This window comes from Burkholderia aenigmatica, from assembly GCF_048627025.1.
GTDB lineage: Bacteria > Pseudomonadota > Gammaproteobacteria > Burkholderiales > Burkholderiaceae > Burkholderia > Burkholderia aenigmatica.
In genome coordinates, this window is record NZ_CP184468.1 from 3,160,084 (window position 1) to 3,175,071 (window position 14,988).

General features: G+C 69.0%; 14 protein-coding genes and 1 pseudogene. 6 read left to right on the forward strand and 9 right to left on the reverse strand.

Annotated features, from left to right (window positions below; all coding sequences use genetic code 11):
* Position 1: 1 nt before the first annotated feature.
* Positions 2-940: a MurR/RpiR family transcriptional regulator gene (locus tag ACN8ZM_RS14765; RefSeq protein ID WP_420210213.1), complete on the reverse strand. Its 939-nt coding sequence runs from the start codon at positions 938-940 to the stop codon at positions 2-4.
* 119 nt (positions 941-1,059) lie between these two features.
* Here ACN8ZM_RS14765 and ACN8ZM_RS14770 point away from each other — a divergent pair, with 119 nt between their 5' ends.
* Entirely contained in the window at positions 1,060-2,340 is a 1,281-nt protein-coding gene (locus tag ACN8ZM_RS14770) for an amino acid deaminase (RefSeq protein ID WP_043190560.1), read from the forward strand.
* 156 nt (positions 2,341-2,496) lie between these two features.
* Complete coding sequence (locus ACN8ZM_RS14775; RefSeq protein WP_039360134.1) at positions 2,497-3,078, forward strand: DJ-1/PfpI family protein; 582 nt, start codon at positions 2,497-2,499, stop codon at positions 3,076-3,078.
* A gap of 69 nt (positions 3,079-3,147) precedes the next feature.
* Here ACN8ZM_RS14775 and ACN8ZM_RS14780 read toward each other — a convergent pair whose 3' ends face one another.
* Both ACN8ZM_RS14780 and ACN8ZM_RS14785 read right to left on the reverse strand, forming a co-directional pair.
* Entirely contained in the window at positions 3,148-3,594 is a 447-nt protein-coding gene (locus ACN8ZM_RS14780) for a MarR family winged helix-turn-helix transcriptional regulator (RefSeq protein ID WP_043190558.1), read from the reverse strand.
* 26 nt (positions 3,595-3,620) lie between these two features.
* Positions 3,621-5,216 carry an MDR family MFS transporter gene (locus ACN8ZM_RS14785; RefSeq protein ID WP_043190556.1) on the reverse strand — a complete coding sequence of 532 codons (1,596 nt, stop codon included), beginning with the start codon at positions 5,214-5,216 and terminating at the stop codon, positions 3,621-3,623.
* Positions 5,217-5,323: 107 nt separating this feature from the next.
* Here ACN8ZM_RS14785 and ACN8ZM_RS14790 point away from each other — a divergent pair, with 107 nt between their 5' ends.
* On the forward strand, positions 5,324-6,166 hold the full coding sequence (locus ACN8ZM_RS14790; RefSeq protein ID WP_043190554.1) for an EcsC family protein: 843 nt from the start codon (positions 5,324-5,326) through the stop codon (positions 6,164-6,166).
* Here the strand turns inward: ACN8ZM_RS14790 and ACN8ZM_RS14795 are convergent.
* The 6 genes and pseudogenes from ACN8ZM_RS14795 to ACN8ZM_RS14820 form a co-directional block, all read right to left on the reverse strand.
* Complete coding sequence (locus ACN8ZM_RS14795; protein ID WP_420210214.1) at positions 6,136-7,098, reverse strand: alpha/beta hydrolase; 963 nt, start codon at positions 7,096-7,098, stop codon at positions 6,136-6,138. The two genes, ACN8ZM_RS14790 and ACN8ZM_RS14795, sit on opposite strands and share 31 nt — an antisense overlap.
* 137 nt (positions 7,099-7,235) lie before the next feature.
* Positions 7,236-7,403: pseudogene (locus ACN8ZM_RS14800) on the reverse strand (cytosine methyltransferase); the annotation flags it as partial.
* A gap of 28 nt (positions 7,404-7,431) precedes the next feature.
* The gene (locus ACN8ZM_RS14805) at positions 7,432-7,866 is read right to left on the reverse strand and encodes a CHRD domain-containing protein (protein WP_043190550.1); all 435 of its coding nucleotides are present in this window, start codon (positions 7,864-7,866) and stop codon (positions 7,432-7,434) included.
* A 368-nt stretch (positions 7,867-8,234) separates the two neighbouring features.
* On the reverse strand, positions 8,235-9,008 hold the full coding sequence (locus ACN8ZM_RS14810) for a class II aldolase/adducin family protein (RefSeq protein ID WP_420210215.1): 774 nt from the start codon (positions 9,006-9,008) through the stop codon (positions 8,235-8,237).
* 233 nt (positions 9,009-9,241) lie between these two features.
* Complete coding sequence (locus ACN8ZM_RS14815; protein ID WP_420210216.1) at positions 9,242-10,864, reverse strand: phospholipase D family protein; 1,623 nt, start codon at positions 10,862-10,864, stop codon at positions 9,242-9,244.
* A gap of 255 nt (positions 10,865-11,119) precedes the next feature.
* Positions 11,120-11,836 (reverse strand): FadR/GntR family transcriptional regulator, encoded by a 717-nt coding sequence (locus tag ACN8ZM_RS14820; RefSeq protein ID WP_043190542.1) that lies wholly within the window; start codon positions 11,834-11,836, stop codon positions 11,120-11,122.
* Between the two features lie 134 nt (positions 11,837-11,970).
* On the opposite strand from ACN8ZM_RS14820, the gene ACN8ZM_RS14825 reads away from it, so the two are divergent.
* The 3 genes from ACN8ZM_RS14825 to ACN8ZM_RS14835 are packed head-to-tail and all read left to right on the forward strand — an operon-like array spanning position 11,971 to position 14,941.
* On the forward strand, positions 11,971-12,771 hold the full coding sequence (locus tag ACN8ZM_RS14825; protein ID WP_301768891.1) for a (Fe-S)-binding protein: 801 nt from the start codon (positions 11,971-11,973) through the stop codon (positions 12,769-12,771).
* Entirely contained in the window at positions 12,768-13,499 is a 732-nt protein-coding gene (locus tag ACN8ZM_RS14830; protein WP_420210217.1) for a LutC/YkgG family protein, read from the forward strand. The genes ACN8ZM_RS14825 and ACN8ZM_RS14830 overlap by 4 nt, the downstream gene beginning before the upstream one ends.
* Positions 13,496-14,941 carry a LutB/LldF family L-lactate oxidation iron-sulfur protein gene (locus ACN8ZM_RS14835; protein ID WP_043190533.1) on the forward strand — a complete coding sequence of 482 codons (1,446 nt, stop codon included), beginning with the start codon at positions 13,496-13,498 and terminating at the stop codon, positions 14,939-14,941. The genes ACN8ZM_RS14830 and ACN8ZM_RS14835 overlap by 4 nt, the downstream gene beginning before the upstream one ends.
* Positions 14,942-14,988: the final 47 nt, after the last annotated feature.

Here is a 14,988-nt window from a genome sequence, read left to right on the forward strand (position 1 = left end):
GTCAGTCTCCTACCGGTTGACGGTCTCCGCCGCCGCGGTGCGCATCGAGCGCGTGCTTGATACGGCGCAGCGATTCTCGGCCCGCATCGCCGAGCCGCAATGCGACTCCGGTGACGAGCACGTCGATCGCCATCATCATCGCGTAGCGCGATGTCGACGGCTTGTAAATGAAATCGGTTTCGAACGCGACGACCGGGATCAGGTGGTCGGCCAGCTTCGCGAGCGGCGACGCCGGCGCGGTGATCGCGATCAGCTTTGCGCCGTAGCGCTTCGCAAGCCGGCAGCTCTCGAGCAGCTCGGGCACGCGCCCGCTCACCGACAGCGCGACCACGACGGTATCGCGCGACAGCGTCGCGGCCACCATCCGCTGCAGCACGCTGTCCTGGTAGCTCGCGACCGGCCGGCCGAAACGCACGAGCCGGAAGCGCAGCTCGTCGGCGAGCGCGGTCGAGCCGCCGCCCTGCCCGTACACGTAAGTCATCTTCGCGCTGGCGAGCAGGTCGGCCGCTTCCTCGAACGACGTATTGCGCAGCAACTGATGGTTGTGCGCGAGCGCCACGCGGATCTCGTCGTAGACCATCGACGCGGGGCTCGTGTCGTCGGCCGGCGCCTCGTCGGACGGCACCAGGAAGCGCTGGCCGACGGCCGCCGCCTGCGCGACCAGCACCTTCAGTTCGCGCACGTCGCGGCAGCCGACGGCCTTCGCGAAACGCGTGACCGTCGCGACGCTGACCTCCGCATCGCGCGCGAGCGCGCCGATGCTCGCATGCGCGGCGCGCGCCAGATCGGCGAGGATGAACGCGGCGACCTTGCGCTCGGCTTCGCGCAGCTCGGGCGCGCATTCGGCGATCCGCGCGACGATGTCGAGGACCGGCGGAGCAGCCGGAGCCGGATGGCGCTCGGCGGCGAGCGGAGCGGACGGGGGAGCGGGCGTATTCATCTGCGGAAAAGGGTGCGAAGCTCGATGTTACTAAATAACATCACCGCGCCGATGCTACTTTCTGTACCATCGGCGTGTCAACTTCAGTGCAATGCATAGTGATGATGGAGCGGGATGACATGAAAGTTACAAACTATCAGGAAGCGACGATCGATCCGTTCGGCAAGGGCCTCGGCAATCTGCCGAGCGCGAGCGTGCCGCTCGGCGACGCAGGCCGACTCGAGTGGAACCTGCTCGCGGAAGACGTCAGCCTGCCGGCCGCCGTGCTTTACGAGGATCGCATCGAACACAACCTGAACTGGATGCAGGCATTTGTCCAGAAGTACGGCGTCAAGTTTGCGCCGCACGGCAAGACGACGATGGCGCCGCAACTGTTCCGCCGCCAGCTCGACGCCGGCGCGTGGGGCATCACGCTCGCGACCGCGCACCAGACGCAGGCCGCGTATCACGGCGGCGTGCGGCGCGTGCTGCTCGCGAACCAGTTGGTCGGCCGCCAGAACATGACGATCATCGCCGGGCTGCTGTCCGATCCCGATTTCGAATTCTTCTGTCTCGTCGATTCGGCGGAGAGCGTCGACCAGCTCGGCCGCTTCTTCGGCGCATTGAAGAAGCCGCTGAACGTGCTGCTCGAGCTCGGCGTGCCGGGCGGCCGCGCGGGCGTGCGCGATGCCGCGCAGCGCGAGGCCGTGCTGGCCGCGATCGCGCGCTATCCGGACACGCTGAAGCTGGCCGGTATCGAACTCTACGAAGGCGTGCTGAAGGAGGAAGGCGAGATCCGCACGTTCCTGCAGGAAGCGGTCGCGCTCACGCGCGAGCTCGCCGAAGCAGGCCGCTTCGCGCGTACGCCGGCGATCCTGTCCGGCGCCGGTTCGGCCTGGTACGACGTGGTCGCGGAAGAATTCGCGAAGGCGTCCAACGCCGGCTTCGCGGAAGTCGTGCTGCGTCCGGGCTGCTACCTGACTCATGACGTAGGGATCTACAAGAAGGCGCAGACCGACGTGTTCGCGCGCAACCCGATCGCACGCACGATGGGCGAAGGGCTGCTGCCCGCGCTGCAGCTGTGGGCGTACGTGCAGTCGGTGCCGGAGGCCGATCGCGCGATCGTCGCGCTCGGCAAGCGCGACGCGGCGTTCGACGCGGGGCTGCCGGAGCCGGCGCGCCACTTCCGCCCGGGCCGCGACACGGCACCGCGCGACGTCGCCGCCGCCGAAGGCTGGGCCGTCACCGGGATGATGGACCAGCACGCGTACCTGCAGATTCCGCCGGGTGCGGACGTGAAGGTCGGCGACATGGTCGCGTTCGACATCTCGCACCCGTGCCTGACGTTCGACAAGTGGCGCCAGGTGCTCGTGCTCGATCCGCAGTTCAGCGTGACGGAAGTCGTCGAAACCTTCTTCTGACGCACCGCGCGCGCACCGCCCCGCCGCTCGCGCGGGGCGGCCGTCACGCGCGCTTCAAGCGGCCGGAGTACACTGCGCTTTCGTCCTCGGGGCCCCAGGCGGGCGTTGCATTCGCCTGTCGCGCGGGCCCTCAACGCAGCTCCACTGGAGAAAGCCATGGCCGCGAAGAAGATCCTGTTCCTGACCGGCGATTTCGCCGAAGACTACGAAACGATGGTGCCGTTCCAGGCGCTGCAGGCCGTCGGCCACCACGTCGATGCAGTCTGCCCGGGCAAGCGCGCGGGCGACAAGATCAAGACCGCGATCCACGATTTCGAGGGCGACCAGACCTACACCGAGAAGCCCGGCCACCAGTTCACGCTGAACGCGGCGTTCGACGACGTCGACGCATCGCGCTACGACGCGCTCGCGATCGCGGGCGGCCGTGCTCCCGAATACCTGCGACTCGATCCGAAAGTGATCTCGCTCGTGCGCGAGTTCGCCGAAGCCGGCAAGCCGATCGCCGCGATCTGCCACGCGGCGCAACTGCTCGCGGCGGCCGACGTGATCCGCGGCAAGCGCATCTCGGCCTACCCGGCGTGCGCGCCCGAGGTGAAGCTCGCGGGCGGCGAATACGCGGACATCCCGGTCGACGCGGCCGTGACCGACGCACCGTTCGTCACCGCGCCCGCCTGGCCTGCGCATCCGGCCTGGCTCGCACAGTTCCTCGTGCTGCTGGGCACGCGCATCGAGCTTTGAACCTGAAGGGAATTGAGATGAGATGAAGGGCCGGGCCGGCGGCGTATGCGCGCCGCCCTGCCCCGCGCTTCAGCGCGCGGCCGGCGTCGAGCCGACGTCCGCGATCCGCGACTCCAGCATCGCCAGCGCGCCCGACAGCGCATTCAGCACGTCGTCCGGCAATTGCGCCATCGTCTGCTCGAGAAACGCCTTGCGGCGCGGCAGGCACGCGTCGAACGCGGCGCGGCCTTCGTCCGTCAGCGTCACGTTGGTCACGCGATTGTCGCGTGCGTCGGATTCGCGCTGGATCCAGCCGAGCGCGTCGAGCGACTTCAACTGGCGCGTAAGCGCGCCCGGATCGACGCGCAGCACTTCGACGAGCTTCTTCTGCGACGAATGCCCGCCCATCGTGTGCAACGCGACCATGATGCGCCAGCGCGGCATCGGCTGCCCGACCTGCGCCTCGAACGCGGTCATGAACGCGCGATACGTGCGTCCGAATTGCTGCAAGATCGCGACGCGGTCCTGTTCTTCCATGCGCTCAGTTCTACTCGTTCAATCGTTCAGTCGGCCGCGACATGCGGTTCGATCTTGCGCCGCAGCGCGATGGGCGGCACGCGGCGGCATTGCCACACCGACACGACGGCGACGACGGCCGCCATCGCGACGCCCAGGTGAATCGCGCTGACGAGCGATTCGCGGGCCGCTTCCAGCAGCAGCGCGCCATTATGCCCGGCACGCGTCAGCTCCGCGACCAGGCCGCCCTGCGCCGCGCGATCGATCAGGATCTGCGGATCGGCGAGCTGCGCATGCCACTGCATCGCGTGGTCGGCCGACAGCGCATTGCGCACGCCGCCCGAATACATCTGGTTGACGAGCGTGCCGGTCAGCGCGGTGCCGATCATCCCGCCGACCATCCGCAGCGACTGCAGCAGCGCGGTCGCGATGCCGAGGTGCTCGCGGCCGGCCGTCTGCTGCGCGAAGACGGTGAGGTTCGGCAGCACGAAGCCGAGCCCGATGCCGCCCGCGACCATCAGCGCCATCAGCACCCACTTCGGCGTCGTGTGGGTCGACACGACGATGCCCGCGCAGGTGATCGCGAACAGCACGAAGCCGACGTGCAGCATCGCGTTCGGATTGCGGATGCGCGTGACGACCCGGCCGTTCATGATGCTGCCGATCGTGATGAACACGACGAGCGGCGTGATCACGAGCCCCGCCTCCTTCGGCGACATCCCGAACCCGCCCTGGAACAGCAGCGGCGCGTAGAACAGCAGCGAGAACATCGAGAAGCCGGCGAGGATCGCCAGCACGAAGAGCGCCGACAGCGCGCGGTTGCCGAACATGTCGAACGGCAAAATCGGCTGCGCGCAGCGCCGCTCCCAGTGCCACAGGCCGAAGCCGGCCGCGACCGCGACGACGAGCAGCAGCGACGCCCAGCTCGCGACGCCGTACTTCGGCAGCCATTCGACGAACAGTTGCAGCGCGCCGAGCGACAGCGCGATCAGCAGCGCGCCCGGCCAGTCGAGCCGCATCTTGCGATCGTGCTCGACCTGGCGCAGGTGCGGCAGGTAGCGCCACACGAACAGCAGCGACAGCAGGCCGACCGGCAGGTTCACGTAGAACACCGACCGCCAGCCGAACGACTGGGTCAGCACGCCGCCGAGCGACGGCCCGACTGCGTTCGCGATGCCGAACGCGGAGCTCATCAGCACCTGCCAGCGCAGCCGCACGACGGAATCGGGGAACAGGTCGGGAATGCACGCGAACGCGGTGCCGACCAGCATCCCGCCGCCGATCCCCTGCAGCCCGCGCGCGAGCACGAGCATCAGCATGTCGTTCGCCATCCCGCACAGCACGGACGCGCCGGTGAACACGACGATCGACACGATGACGAACGGCTTGCGGCCGTAATAATCGCCGAGCCGGCCGAAGATCGGCACCGTGATCACGGAACTGAGCAGGTACGAGGTCGCGACCCACGCGTACAGGTCGAACCCGCGGAGCTCGGCGACGATGGTCGGCAGTGCGGTGCCGACGACGGTCTGGTCGAGCGCGACGAGCATGGTGACAAATGAGATCCCGATCATCGCCAGCAGCGATTCGCGGAACGGCAGGACTTGCCCACTCGAATGATGGGCGGCAGTATGGACGGCCATTTTTTGTTGGCGCAACTTTTGACGAGTCAAACAATCTCAAAATTCTAGCACGCCGGAGTAATCTAGGCTGGCGACGGTCAAACTCACTCAGACCGCCAAGGAGAATGATGGAACCGATTTCAATTACCCCCGCGACCACGCTGTCGCAGGAGGATCGGGACGCGCTGTGGCGCGCGAAGCAGGTGCTGGAAAGCCCGTCGCTGACGATGAAGCTGACGGGCATGCTGGGCGCGCCGGTGGAGAAAATGATCGCCCGGCTGCCGGATTTCGCGACCGGCAAGATCAACGATGCGACGCAGCTCGCGCTGCGCAAGTGCCTGAACATCGCGCTGCGCACGCTCGGCAAGCCGCCCGCGCCGGACGCCGAGCCCGACAAGCCGAGCAACCTGCTGCACAAGCTCGCGGTCGCGACGACCGGCGCGGCGGGCGGGGCGTTCGGCTTTCTCGCGCTGCCGGTCGAGCTGCCGGTCACGACCACGCTGATCTTCCGCTCGGTGTGCGACATCGCGCGCAGCGAGGGCGAAGACCTGAGCTCGGTCGATACGCAGCTGCAATGCCTGGCCGTGCTCGGCATGGGCGGCAACCCGGACAAGCAGGAAGAGGACGCCGATCTCGGCTATTTCGTGCTGCGTGGCGCACTCGCGCAGGCGATCTCGAAGGCCTCGTCCGACATCACGACGAAGGGCATCGCCGCGCACAGCTCGGCGGCCGTGTTCAAGCTCGTGCAGACGGTGGCGTCGCGCTTCTCGGTGCAGGTGACCGAGCAGATGGCCGCGAAGTCGATTCCGGCGATCGGCGCCGTGCTCGGCGCGACCGTCAATACGCTGTTCATCGACCATTTCCAGCAGATGGCGCACGGCCACTTCACCGTCCGCCGGCTCGAGCGCAAGTACGGCTCGGTGGCCGTCAAGGCCGCCTATCAGGCAATCGACGCCTCGCCGGCACGCTGAACCGCACGCTCGACCGCGACGCGGCGCAGGAACGCGGCCGCGCGGTCGAGCGCGTCGCGCGCTTCCGGCACCATCGGCGTGTACAGCTGCCACACGTGCGGCATGTCCGGCCACACCTCGATCTCCACCGCCACGCCGGCCGCCTTCGCCTTCTCGGCGACGCGGCGCGAATCGTCGAGCAGCACCTCGGTGCTGCCGACCTGGATATACAGCGGCGGCAGGCCCGTGAAATCCGCGTAGAGCGGCGACGCGTACGGATTCGTCCCCGGCTCATCGCCCAGGTACAGCTTCGCGGCCTTCGACAACGCCGCACCCGCGAACATCGGATCGGCGCCATCGTTCGTGCGCAGCGTGGCGCCGGTGGCGGCCAGGTCGGTCCACGGCGAGAACAGGATCGCGCCGGCCGGCAGCGGCTCGCCGCGGTCGCGCAGCGCGACGAGCGTCGCGAGCGCGAGGCCGCCGCCCGCCGAATCGCCGCCGAGCACGATCGACTCGGGCGGGATGCCGAGCGCCAGCAGTTGCCGGTACGCGGCCAGTGCGTCGTCGAGCGCGGCCGGGAAGCGGTTTTCCGGCGCCAGCCGGTAGTCGAGCGAGAACGAGCGCACGCCCGCACGCTTCGTCAGGCCGAACACGAGCGGCCGGTGGGTCTTCGTCGAACAGAAGTAATAGCCGCCGCCGTGGATGTACAGCAGCGTGCGGCCGGACCCGCGGCCTGCAACCGAGTCGGTGCGTTCGAGCCATTCGCCGCGCAGCGGCGCGTCACCCGGGCCATAGCACTGGCGCAACCGGTAGCCCGATGGCGCACGGCGCGGCACGTACATCCGCAGGTCGGTAAAGCGCCGTGCGCGGGCAGGATCGAGCACCTCGCGCGTAGTCTCGGGACGGAACTGCCAGCGCAGCAGCCAGCAGGCGAACTTGCTTTGCCAACTCATCGGACGCACTCCGTAATCGCAGTGTGACGATGGTACGTGCGATCGCTCCCGCACCACTCGACAGGTGCCTCTATTTGACATCCTCCCGCGCCTGAAGGCTCGGGATTCCTACCGCGTTTGAAACGATGATGCTTGTCTCAGGCCGCCTCGGCGGGTTCCTGCTTCACGGAGCGGCCCGACTGCACCGGCTCTCCACCGGCTGCAACGCGGTGCCCCCGCGCCAGTATGTCGATCGCACCGACCGCATCGGCATGGCCCTCACGACCGCACGCGACACAGCGGAATGCCGCCTGCGTCTGCCGGTTTCGGTGCTCACGAATCAAACGCCGGCACTCAGTTCGCCGGCATCACCTGGCCGCGGATCTCGCCGGCCGGGTGGTCCTTCGTATGGACGTTGAAATACCACTTGCCGCCCATCAGGTCGGTGACCTGCGCGTCGGTGAGTTCCTTCGAACCCTTGATCGGGCTCGCCAGCTCGTCCTTCGGAATCGGCACCTGCACGCCCGCGTTCTGGCCGACCGGTGCGGGCCCGTGGAAGTGCGCGGCGGTGGCCGGCCCCGTGAGGTGTTCGTAAGTGACCTTCCACTGCAGCATGTGCGTGGCCGTGTCGTAGGTGGCCTCGACGTCGCCCGAGCCCTTGGTCGCCGTCGGCGGCACTTCGCTCGACGGCTGGAGATTGGCGGACAGGCGCACCGTTTCGGCGGCGGCGCTGCCGGCGGCCAGCACGCCCGCGAGTAACGCAACCTGGAGCAAACGCAGCTTGAGCATGGACTCTCCTTGTACGACGTGGTACGCCGCCCGAGCGGGGGCGTCAGACAAGATGGTAGTCGATCGCCGCTGATCCGGGCATCCACCGAACGGCCATGCTGCGAATCGCCGCAGCGCGCACGGCCGGCCATCTCGTGCGGCGCACGACGCGTCAGTCTGCGTCAACCTGGAATGGACCTTTGCAGCCAGATGACTGAATCGGCGCGCGGCCTTTCGCTACACTTCGTCTCACAGTTGCTTGTTTCCTTCGTCCGAAGGAGTCTGCGAGTATTCACGCGGCCGCCCGGCCGCGTTTTTTTTGCGCGCGCCGCCGGATCGATCCGGCTCACACCGTATCAAGCACGACGAAGCGATCTCGCCGCTTCGCGTCACGCGCGATAGCCGGGATCGATGCGATCGACGAGACGCTGCAGCGCATCGAACGCGTCCTGCCCCGCGCCATGCTTCGGATCGAAATTCAGCGAATCGCGCACGCACCCTTCGAGCACGGGCGGCGCGATCGACAGCGCATCGCCGATCGCATGCGTGGCGACCTGCACCTCGCACGCGCGATTGAGCAGCCACATCAGCGAGAACGTCTGCGCGAGCGTCGCGCCGATCGTCACGGGCCCATGATTGCGCAACAGCAGCACGGGCCGGCCGCCGGCGCTCTCGACGATGCGCCGCCCCTCTTCGAGATGCACGGTGATGCCCTCGAAGTCGTGATACGCGACCTTCCCGTACAGCTGCGCCGAATAGAAATTCGAGAACGACAGCCCGTCGCGCGAACAGCACACGGCCATCGTCGGCGTCGTGTGCACGTGCATCACGCAGTGCGCGTCGGGCAGCGCCGCATGGATCGCGCTGTGGAACGTGAAGCCGGCCGGGTTGATCGGCCAGTCGGAGTGACCGATCACGTTGCCGTCGATGTCGATCTTCACGAGGTTCGACGCGCACACCTCGCGGTAATGGAGCCCGAACGGGTTGATCAGGAAATGTCCGTCCTCGCCCGGCACGCGCAGCGAGATATGGTTGTAGATCAGCTCGGTCCAGCCGAGATGGTCGAAGATGCGGTAGGCCGCCGCGAGCTGCACGCGCGCCTGCCATTCGGCTTCGGAGAAACGCGCGGGACGCGTGAACGGCTGGTTCGGGACACGTTGCATGGGGGAGGCTCCGGTTGCGGGCGCATGGCGCGGCGGTACGGCCGTGCGCCCTGTCTCCTGGCGCCGCGCAGGATCAAATCGCGGCCCGGTTCGTCTGGCCGCCCTGCCCCTTGAATGCGGCTGCCGGCGGCACCTTCACGATGCAACGATAGTTGCTCACACAACCATATCACCTTTCCCCGCGCACCGGTATCGCGGGTTTTGCCGGAGCGCCCTGCCCGCGTCTGCCCCTTTTACAGCTGGTCGTCGACCGGCAGCAGCATGAACATGCCGGTCATCAGGTTGCGCAGCAGCCCCGCATGCGGGTCGACGTGGTACGTGCTCGGCACGCCGTTGTCGACGCCGGTCCATTCCAGTTCGGGCGTGCCGCCGCCCGGCGGCGTCACGAGGCTCACGCGGTAGCTGTCGTCGGGCTGCGTCACGCGCGCGAAGATCGTCGCGACCTGCTGCGCGAGCGCCGGGCTGTGGATCACCAGCGCCAGCTCGGTATTCAGGTTCGCCGAGCGCGGATCGAGGTTCATCGAGCCGATCACGAGGATCTTCCGGTCGATCACGTACGCCTTCGCGTGCAGGCTCGCGCGCGAACGCGAACCGAACAGCCGCGCCCGCCGCCGGCCCGGCTCCGCCTTGAACTCGTACAGCTCGACGCCGTGCTGCAGCAGCGGCACGCGGTACGGCCCGTAGCCGGCCTGCACGGCCACCGCATCGGTCGCGGCGAGCGAATTGGTCAGGATCGCGACCCGCACGCCGCGCGCGGTCGTCTCGCCGAGGATCTTCACGCCCGCGTCGTGCGGCACGAAGTACGGCGAGAACGCGAGGAACTCCTGCTGCGCGTGGCGCGTCAGCTCGACGAGCCGCTGCATCGGCGGGCTCACGTAGCCGGTCGGCTGCGCGACCTTGTCCGGCGCGTCGACCTCGAATTCGGCCGACGCCCACACGAGCCCGAGCTCGTCGCGTGCAATCTGCTGCGCGAGCGGCGTCGCGTTCAGCGGCTTCGCGTTGTACGGCTCGGCGTTCTTGCGCCAGTGGGCGCGCAGCTCGTCGCGCATCGCGTCGAGGTCCTTCGCGTCGAACGACTGGTGGTTCAGCTCGCGCAGCGGATAGCTGCTGCCACTCGCCCAGTAGGTGTCGAAGCTTCCGGAGACGTCGTTCGTCACGGGGCCCGCGGCGAGCACGTCGAGATCGCGGAACTGCAGCGTCGGGCTCGCGCTGAAGTATTCGTCGCCGAGATTGCGCCCGCCGACGATCGCGATCTGGTTGTCCGCGATCATCGCCTTGTTGTGCATCCGGCGCGTGAAGCTGTCGATCCGCGTGAAGAAGTTGGTCGTGCGCTCGACCATCCCCTGCTGCGACGCGCCGAACGGGTTGAACACGCGGATCTCGATGTTCGGGTGCGTGTTCAGCGCGGCCATCACGCGATCGATGTCGCGGAAGTTCAGATCGTCGACCAGCATCCGCACGCGCACGCCGCGATCGGCCGCGTACAGCGCCGCGCCGAGCAGCAGCTTGCCGGTCGTATCCTCGGTCGCGATGTAGTACTGCATGTCGAGCGTCTTCGTCGCCGCCCGCGCGAGTGCGATGCGCATCTGCAGCGCCGACGCGCCGTCGGCCAGCAGCCGGAAGCCCGACTGGCCCGGATGCGCGGCTTCGGGTGCGGCGAGCGCGTCGCGCAGCGGCGTCGCGGTGTCGGGCGACAGCGCACGGGACACGGGGCGATCGAGCGCGGTGGCGGGCGGATGGGTCGCACAGGCCGCGACGAGCGACAGCAGTGCGCAGGCGGCGAGCGCGCGGGCCGGGCGGCACGCGGCACGCCACGACCGGGCGGCCGGCGCGTGCCGGATGAAAGACATGAGCACGGGGCTTCCTCGACAGGCGGATCAACGGGTCCGCATTCGCCGCGGCGCGCGGCTGACGGGCGTTCCGGCCGATTCTAGTGGGCGGCCGACGACACGGTCAATCGCGCGGCGGCGGCCGGACAGGCTTGCGGCCGCCGCGTGGCGTCGCGCCACCGGGGCAACCGGTCGCGCGTTCGCCGCGGCCGTCACGCGCCGCCCCGCACGGTTCGCCCGCGCCCGCCCGGCGGCCTGCACCGCGAAGCGGTCCAACCAATCTCAGCGCGTATCGCCGCTTTGTTCGAAGTGGCTGCGCACGTAGTCGATATGCGTCTGCATTGCGGTGCGCGCCTCCTCGGGCCGCTGCGCGCAGATCGCGTCGCACACGACGCGGTGCTGCCGCAGCAGCAGATCCGACGCATATTCGTCCTGCTCGGTCATTCCCGACACGTTGATCGAGATGTGTTCGCGCAGCATCCCGAGCACGCTCGTATGCAGGTGCAGGAACATCGTGTTGTGCGACGCGAGCGCGATCGCCTCGTGCAGCTTCGAATCGGTCGCGGCCTCCACGGCCCGGTCGTTGTGCGCGTGCGCGGTTTCGAGCTCGCGCAGCAGCGCACGGATCCGGCGCCGGTCGTTCGCGTCGGCGCGCAGCGCGGCGAAATATGCGGTCGCGCCTTCGAGCACGCGGCGGAATTCGAGGATGTCGTCGCGCAGCGCGGGGTGATCGGCGACCAGCTGGCCCCACGGCGATGCGATGCCGGCCCGCAACTGGTCCGTCACGTAGACGCCCGCGCCGCGCCGGCTCTGCAGCAGCCCGCGCGCGACGAGCCGCTGGGTCGCCTCGCGCACCGTATTGCGCGCCACCCCGTACTGCTGCGCGAGCACGCGCTCGGCCGGCAGGCGTGCGCCGGCCGGCCAGGTGCCGTCGAGCAGCGCCGTCTCGATCTTGCGCATCACCACTTCGGTCCGGCCCCGTGCCGTCATCGCTGCCATCGTCGTGTCTCCCTGCGGAATGCCTGTCACGCCGATTGGCCCAACCAATTTGAGCTACGGCGCCGTCGCGGGAATTATGCAGCGAAATCGTCGTCCCGCATCCGCATGCCGGGCCGTCGCCTCTGGAGCGAGACATGAACGAAAGGCAGTACCCCGCCGCCGCCCCCGCGCACGTCTATCTGTTCGCGACCTGTCTGGTCGACCTGTTCGTCCCCGAAGCCGGGCTCGACGCGGTCCGCCTGCTGGAACGCGAAGGCCTGACCGTCCACTATCCGCGCGGCCAGAGCTGCTGCGGGCAGCCGGCCTACAGCAGCGGCAATCCCGACGAAGCGCGCCGCGTCGCGGCCGCGCAGCTCGACCTGTTCGCCGAACCGTGGCCCGTGATCGTGCCGTCCGGCTCGTGCGGCGGGATGATCCGGCACCATTGGCCGGCGCTGTTCGCCGACGATCCCGTCCACGGCCCCAAGGCCCGCGCGATCGCGGAACGGACCTACGAACTCGCCGAATTCCTCGTCCATGTGCTCGACGTGCGGCTCGATGCCCTCGCCGCGCCGGCCGGCGACGACGAGCGCGTGGTGCTGCATACGTCGTGCGCAGCCCGCCGCGAGATGGGCACACGCGTGCACGGCGTCGCGCTCGTCGACGCGCTGCCGGGCGTGACGCGCATCGAACACGAACGCGAATCCGAATGCTGCGGCTTCGGCGGCACGTTCTCGCTGAAGCATCCCGACATCTCCGGCGCGATGGTGCGCGACAAGGTCGCGTCGGCCTGCGCGACGGGCTGCGACCGGCTCGTGTCCGCCGACTGCGGCTGCCTGCTGAACATCGGCCACGCGGCCGACCAGTCCGGCGCGCCGCTGCCGGTCGAGCACCTCGCCAGTTTCCTGTGGCGCCGCACGGCCGGCGCCGCGTCGCTGCGCGGAGACAAGCGATGAGCGCGCGCGACGCAATCCTCAAGCGGCTGCGCGCCGCCGCCCCGGGTGTCGCCGCCGAGGCCGCCCCCGCGCTCGACGCGCGCATCGACACGCACTACGACACGTGCCGCGCACAGACCGAGACTGCTCTCGATCCGCACACACTGGCCCACACGATGCAGGCCGCGCTCGCCGCGTCGCACGCGGACGTCTGGTGTGCAACCGGCGACGAATGGCCCGAGCAACTCGCGGCGCGCCTCGCGGAAGCCGGCGTACACCGCCTGCTGCTCGATCCGGCCCGCGCCGAATCCGCGGCGCTCGCCCGCGCGCTGCCCGACACGGTCGCGCCCGTGCCGTTCGACCGGCCGATCGACGCGTGGAAAACCGAACTGTTCGACACGATCGATGCGGGCTTCACCGTGGCGCGCTCGGGCATCGCGGCCACCGGCACCGTCGTGCTCGCGCCCGACGCCGGCACGCCGCGCACGGTGTCGCTGGTGCCGCCGCTGCATGTCGCGCTCGTCCACGCGAGCACGCTGCATCCCGACCTGCACGCGGCCGTCCACGCGGAGCGCTGGCACGCCGGCATGCCGACCAACCTCGTGCTGGTGTCGGGCCCGTCGAAGACGTCCGACATCCAGCAGACGCTGGCCTATGGCGCGCACGGCCCGCGCCGCCTGTGGGTCGTGATCGTCACCGATTCTGCCGCTCCGCCCGCCGCCACCGCCCGCGAGGACCTCCCGCAATGAGCGACCACACGCTGCAATTCGTCGCCCCCGGCGACTTCAAGGCCCGCGCGCGCGCCGCGCTCGACGACCCCGCGCTGCGCAAGAGCTTCCGCGGCGCGATGGACTTCCTCCAAGGCAAGCGCGCGACCCAGTTCCCCGACGACGCCGAGCTGCAGCAGTTGCGCGACCTCGGCGAAGCGGTGCGGCAGCATGCGCTCGCGCAGCTGCCCGCGCTGCTCGAACGGCTGGAGACGAAGCTCACCGAAGCCGGCGTGCACGTGCACTGGGCCGAGACGGCCGCCGACGCGAACGCGATCGTGCTCGGCATCGCGCAGGCGAAGAAGGCGCGCCGCGTGATCAAGGGCAAGTCGATGGCGAGCGAGGAAATCGAGCTGAACCATTACCTCGCGGAGCACGGCGTCGACTGCATCGAATCCGACATGGGCGAATTCATCGTGCAGCTCGCGGGCGAGAAGCCGTCGCATATCGTGATGCCGGCGATCCACAAGACGCGCGGCGACATCGCCGAGCTGTTCGAGGCACACATCCCCGGCACGCGCTACACGGAGGACGTCGACGAGTTGATCCAGACCGGCCGGCGCGCGCTGCGCCGCGCGTTCGCCGATGCGGACATCGGTCTGTCGGGCGTGAACTTCGCGGCGGCCGACACGGGCACGCTATGGCTCGTCGAAAACGAAGGCAACGGCCGCCTGTCGACGACGGTACCCGACACGCACGTCGCGATCATGGGGATCGAGAAGGTCGTCGAGAAGCTCGAGCACATCGTGCCGCTGTCGAGCCTGCTCACGCGCTCGGCCACCGGCCAGGCGATCACGACCTACTTCAACCTGATCTCGGGCCCACGCCGCGACGGCGAACGCGACGGCCCGCGCGAGCTGCATCTCGTGCTGCTCGACAACGGCCGCACGCAGGCCTACGCGGACGAGCAGCTGCGCGCGACGCTGCAGTGCATCCGCTGCGGCGCGTGCATGAACCACTGCCCCGTCTACACGCGCATCGGCGGCCACGCATACGGGACGACCTATCCCGGCCCGATCGGCAAGATCATCTCGCCGCACCTGCTCGGCCTCGACGCAACGGCCGACCTGCCGACCGCGTCGACGCTGTGCGGCGCATGCGGCGAAGTGTGCCCGGTGCGGATCCCGATCCCGCAACTGCTCGTGCGGCTGCGTACCGAGGCCAACCGCAAGCCCGACGAACCCGTCGCGCATCCGCTGCGCGGCCAGGGCGCGAACTACAACCGCGCGGAAGACCTCGTGTGGCGCTTCTGGTCGGGCGCGTTCGCGCATCCGCGCGCGTACCGCGCGTTCCGCTGGACCGCGACACGCCTGCGCGCGCTGACACCCGCGAAACAGATGGGCTGGACGCAGCACCGCACGCCGCTCGAACCGGCACCGCGCAGCCTGTCCGACCTGCTGCGCGCACGCGGCCAGCCCGAATAGCACCCCGCTTTACCCGCCCGTACCCATAGAGATACAGATACAAATGG

Coding starts and splice junctions, on each gene's coding strand:
- ACN8ZM_RS14830 (WP_420210217.1), top strand. CDS start 12,768: ATGAGCGCGCGCGACGCAATCCTCAAGCGGCTGCGCGCCGCCGCCCCG.
- ACN8ZM_RS14810 (WP_420210215.1), bottom strand. CDS start 9,008: ATGCAACGTGTCCCGAACCAGCCGTTCACGCGTCCCGCGCGTTTCTCC.
- ACN8ZM_RS14820 (WP_043190542.1), bottom strand. CDS start 11,836: ATGGCAGCGATGACGGCACGGGGCCGGACCGAAGTGGTGATGCGCAAG.
- ACN8ZM_RS14765 (WP_420210213.1), bottom strand. CDS start 940: ATGAATACGCCCGCTCCCCCGTCCGCTCCGCTCGCCGCCGAGCGCCAT.
- ACN8ZM_RS14825 (WP_301768891.1), top strand. CDS start 11,971: ATGAACGAAAGGCAGTACCCCGCCGCCGCCCCCGCGCACGTCTATCTG.
- ACN8ZM_RS14835 (WP_043190533.1), top strand. CDS start 13,496: ATGAGCGACCACACGCTGCAATTCGTCGCCCCCGGCGACTTCAAGGCC.
- ACN8ZM_RS14785 (WP_043190556.1), bottom strand. CDS start 5,216: ATGGCCGTCCATACTGCCGCCCATCATTCGAGTGGGCAAGTCCTGCCG.
- ACN8ZM_RS14805 (WP_043190550.1), bottom strand. CDS start 7,866: ATGCTCAAGCTGCGTTTGCTCCAGGTTGCGTTACTCGCGGGCGTGCTG.
- ACN8ZM_RS14790 (WP_043190554.1), top strand. CDS start 5,324: ATGGAACCGATTTCAATTACCCCCGCGACCACGCTGTCGCAGGAGGAT.
- ACN8ZM_RS14795 (WP_420210214.1), bottom strand. CDS start 7,098: ATGAGTTGGCAAAGCAAGTTCGCCTGCTGGCTGCTGCGCTGGCAGTTC.
- ACN8ZM_RS14770 (WP_043190560.1), top strand. CDS start 1,060: ATGAAAGTTACAAACTATCAGGAAGCGACGATCGATCCGTTCGGCAAG.
- ACN8ZM_RS14775 (WP_039360134.1), top strand. CDS start 2,497: ATGGCCGCGAAGAAGATCCTGTTCCTGACCGGCGATTTCGCCGAAGAC.
- ACN8ZM_RS14780 (WP_043190558.1), bottom strand. CDS start 3,594: ATGGAAGAACAGGACCGCGTCGCGATCTTGCAGCAATTCGGACGCACG.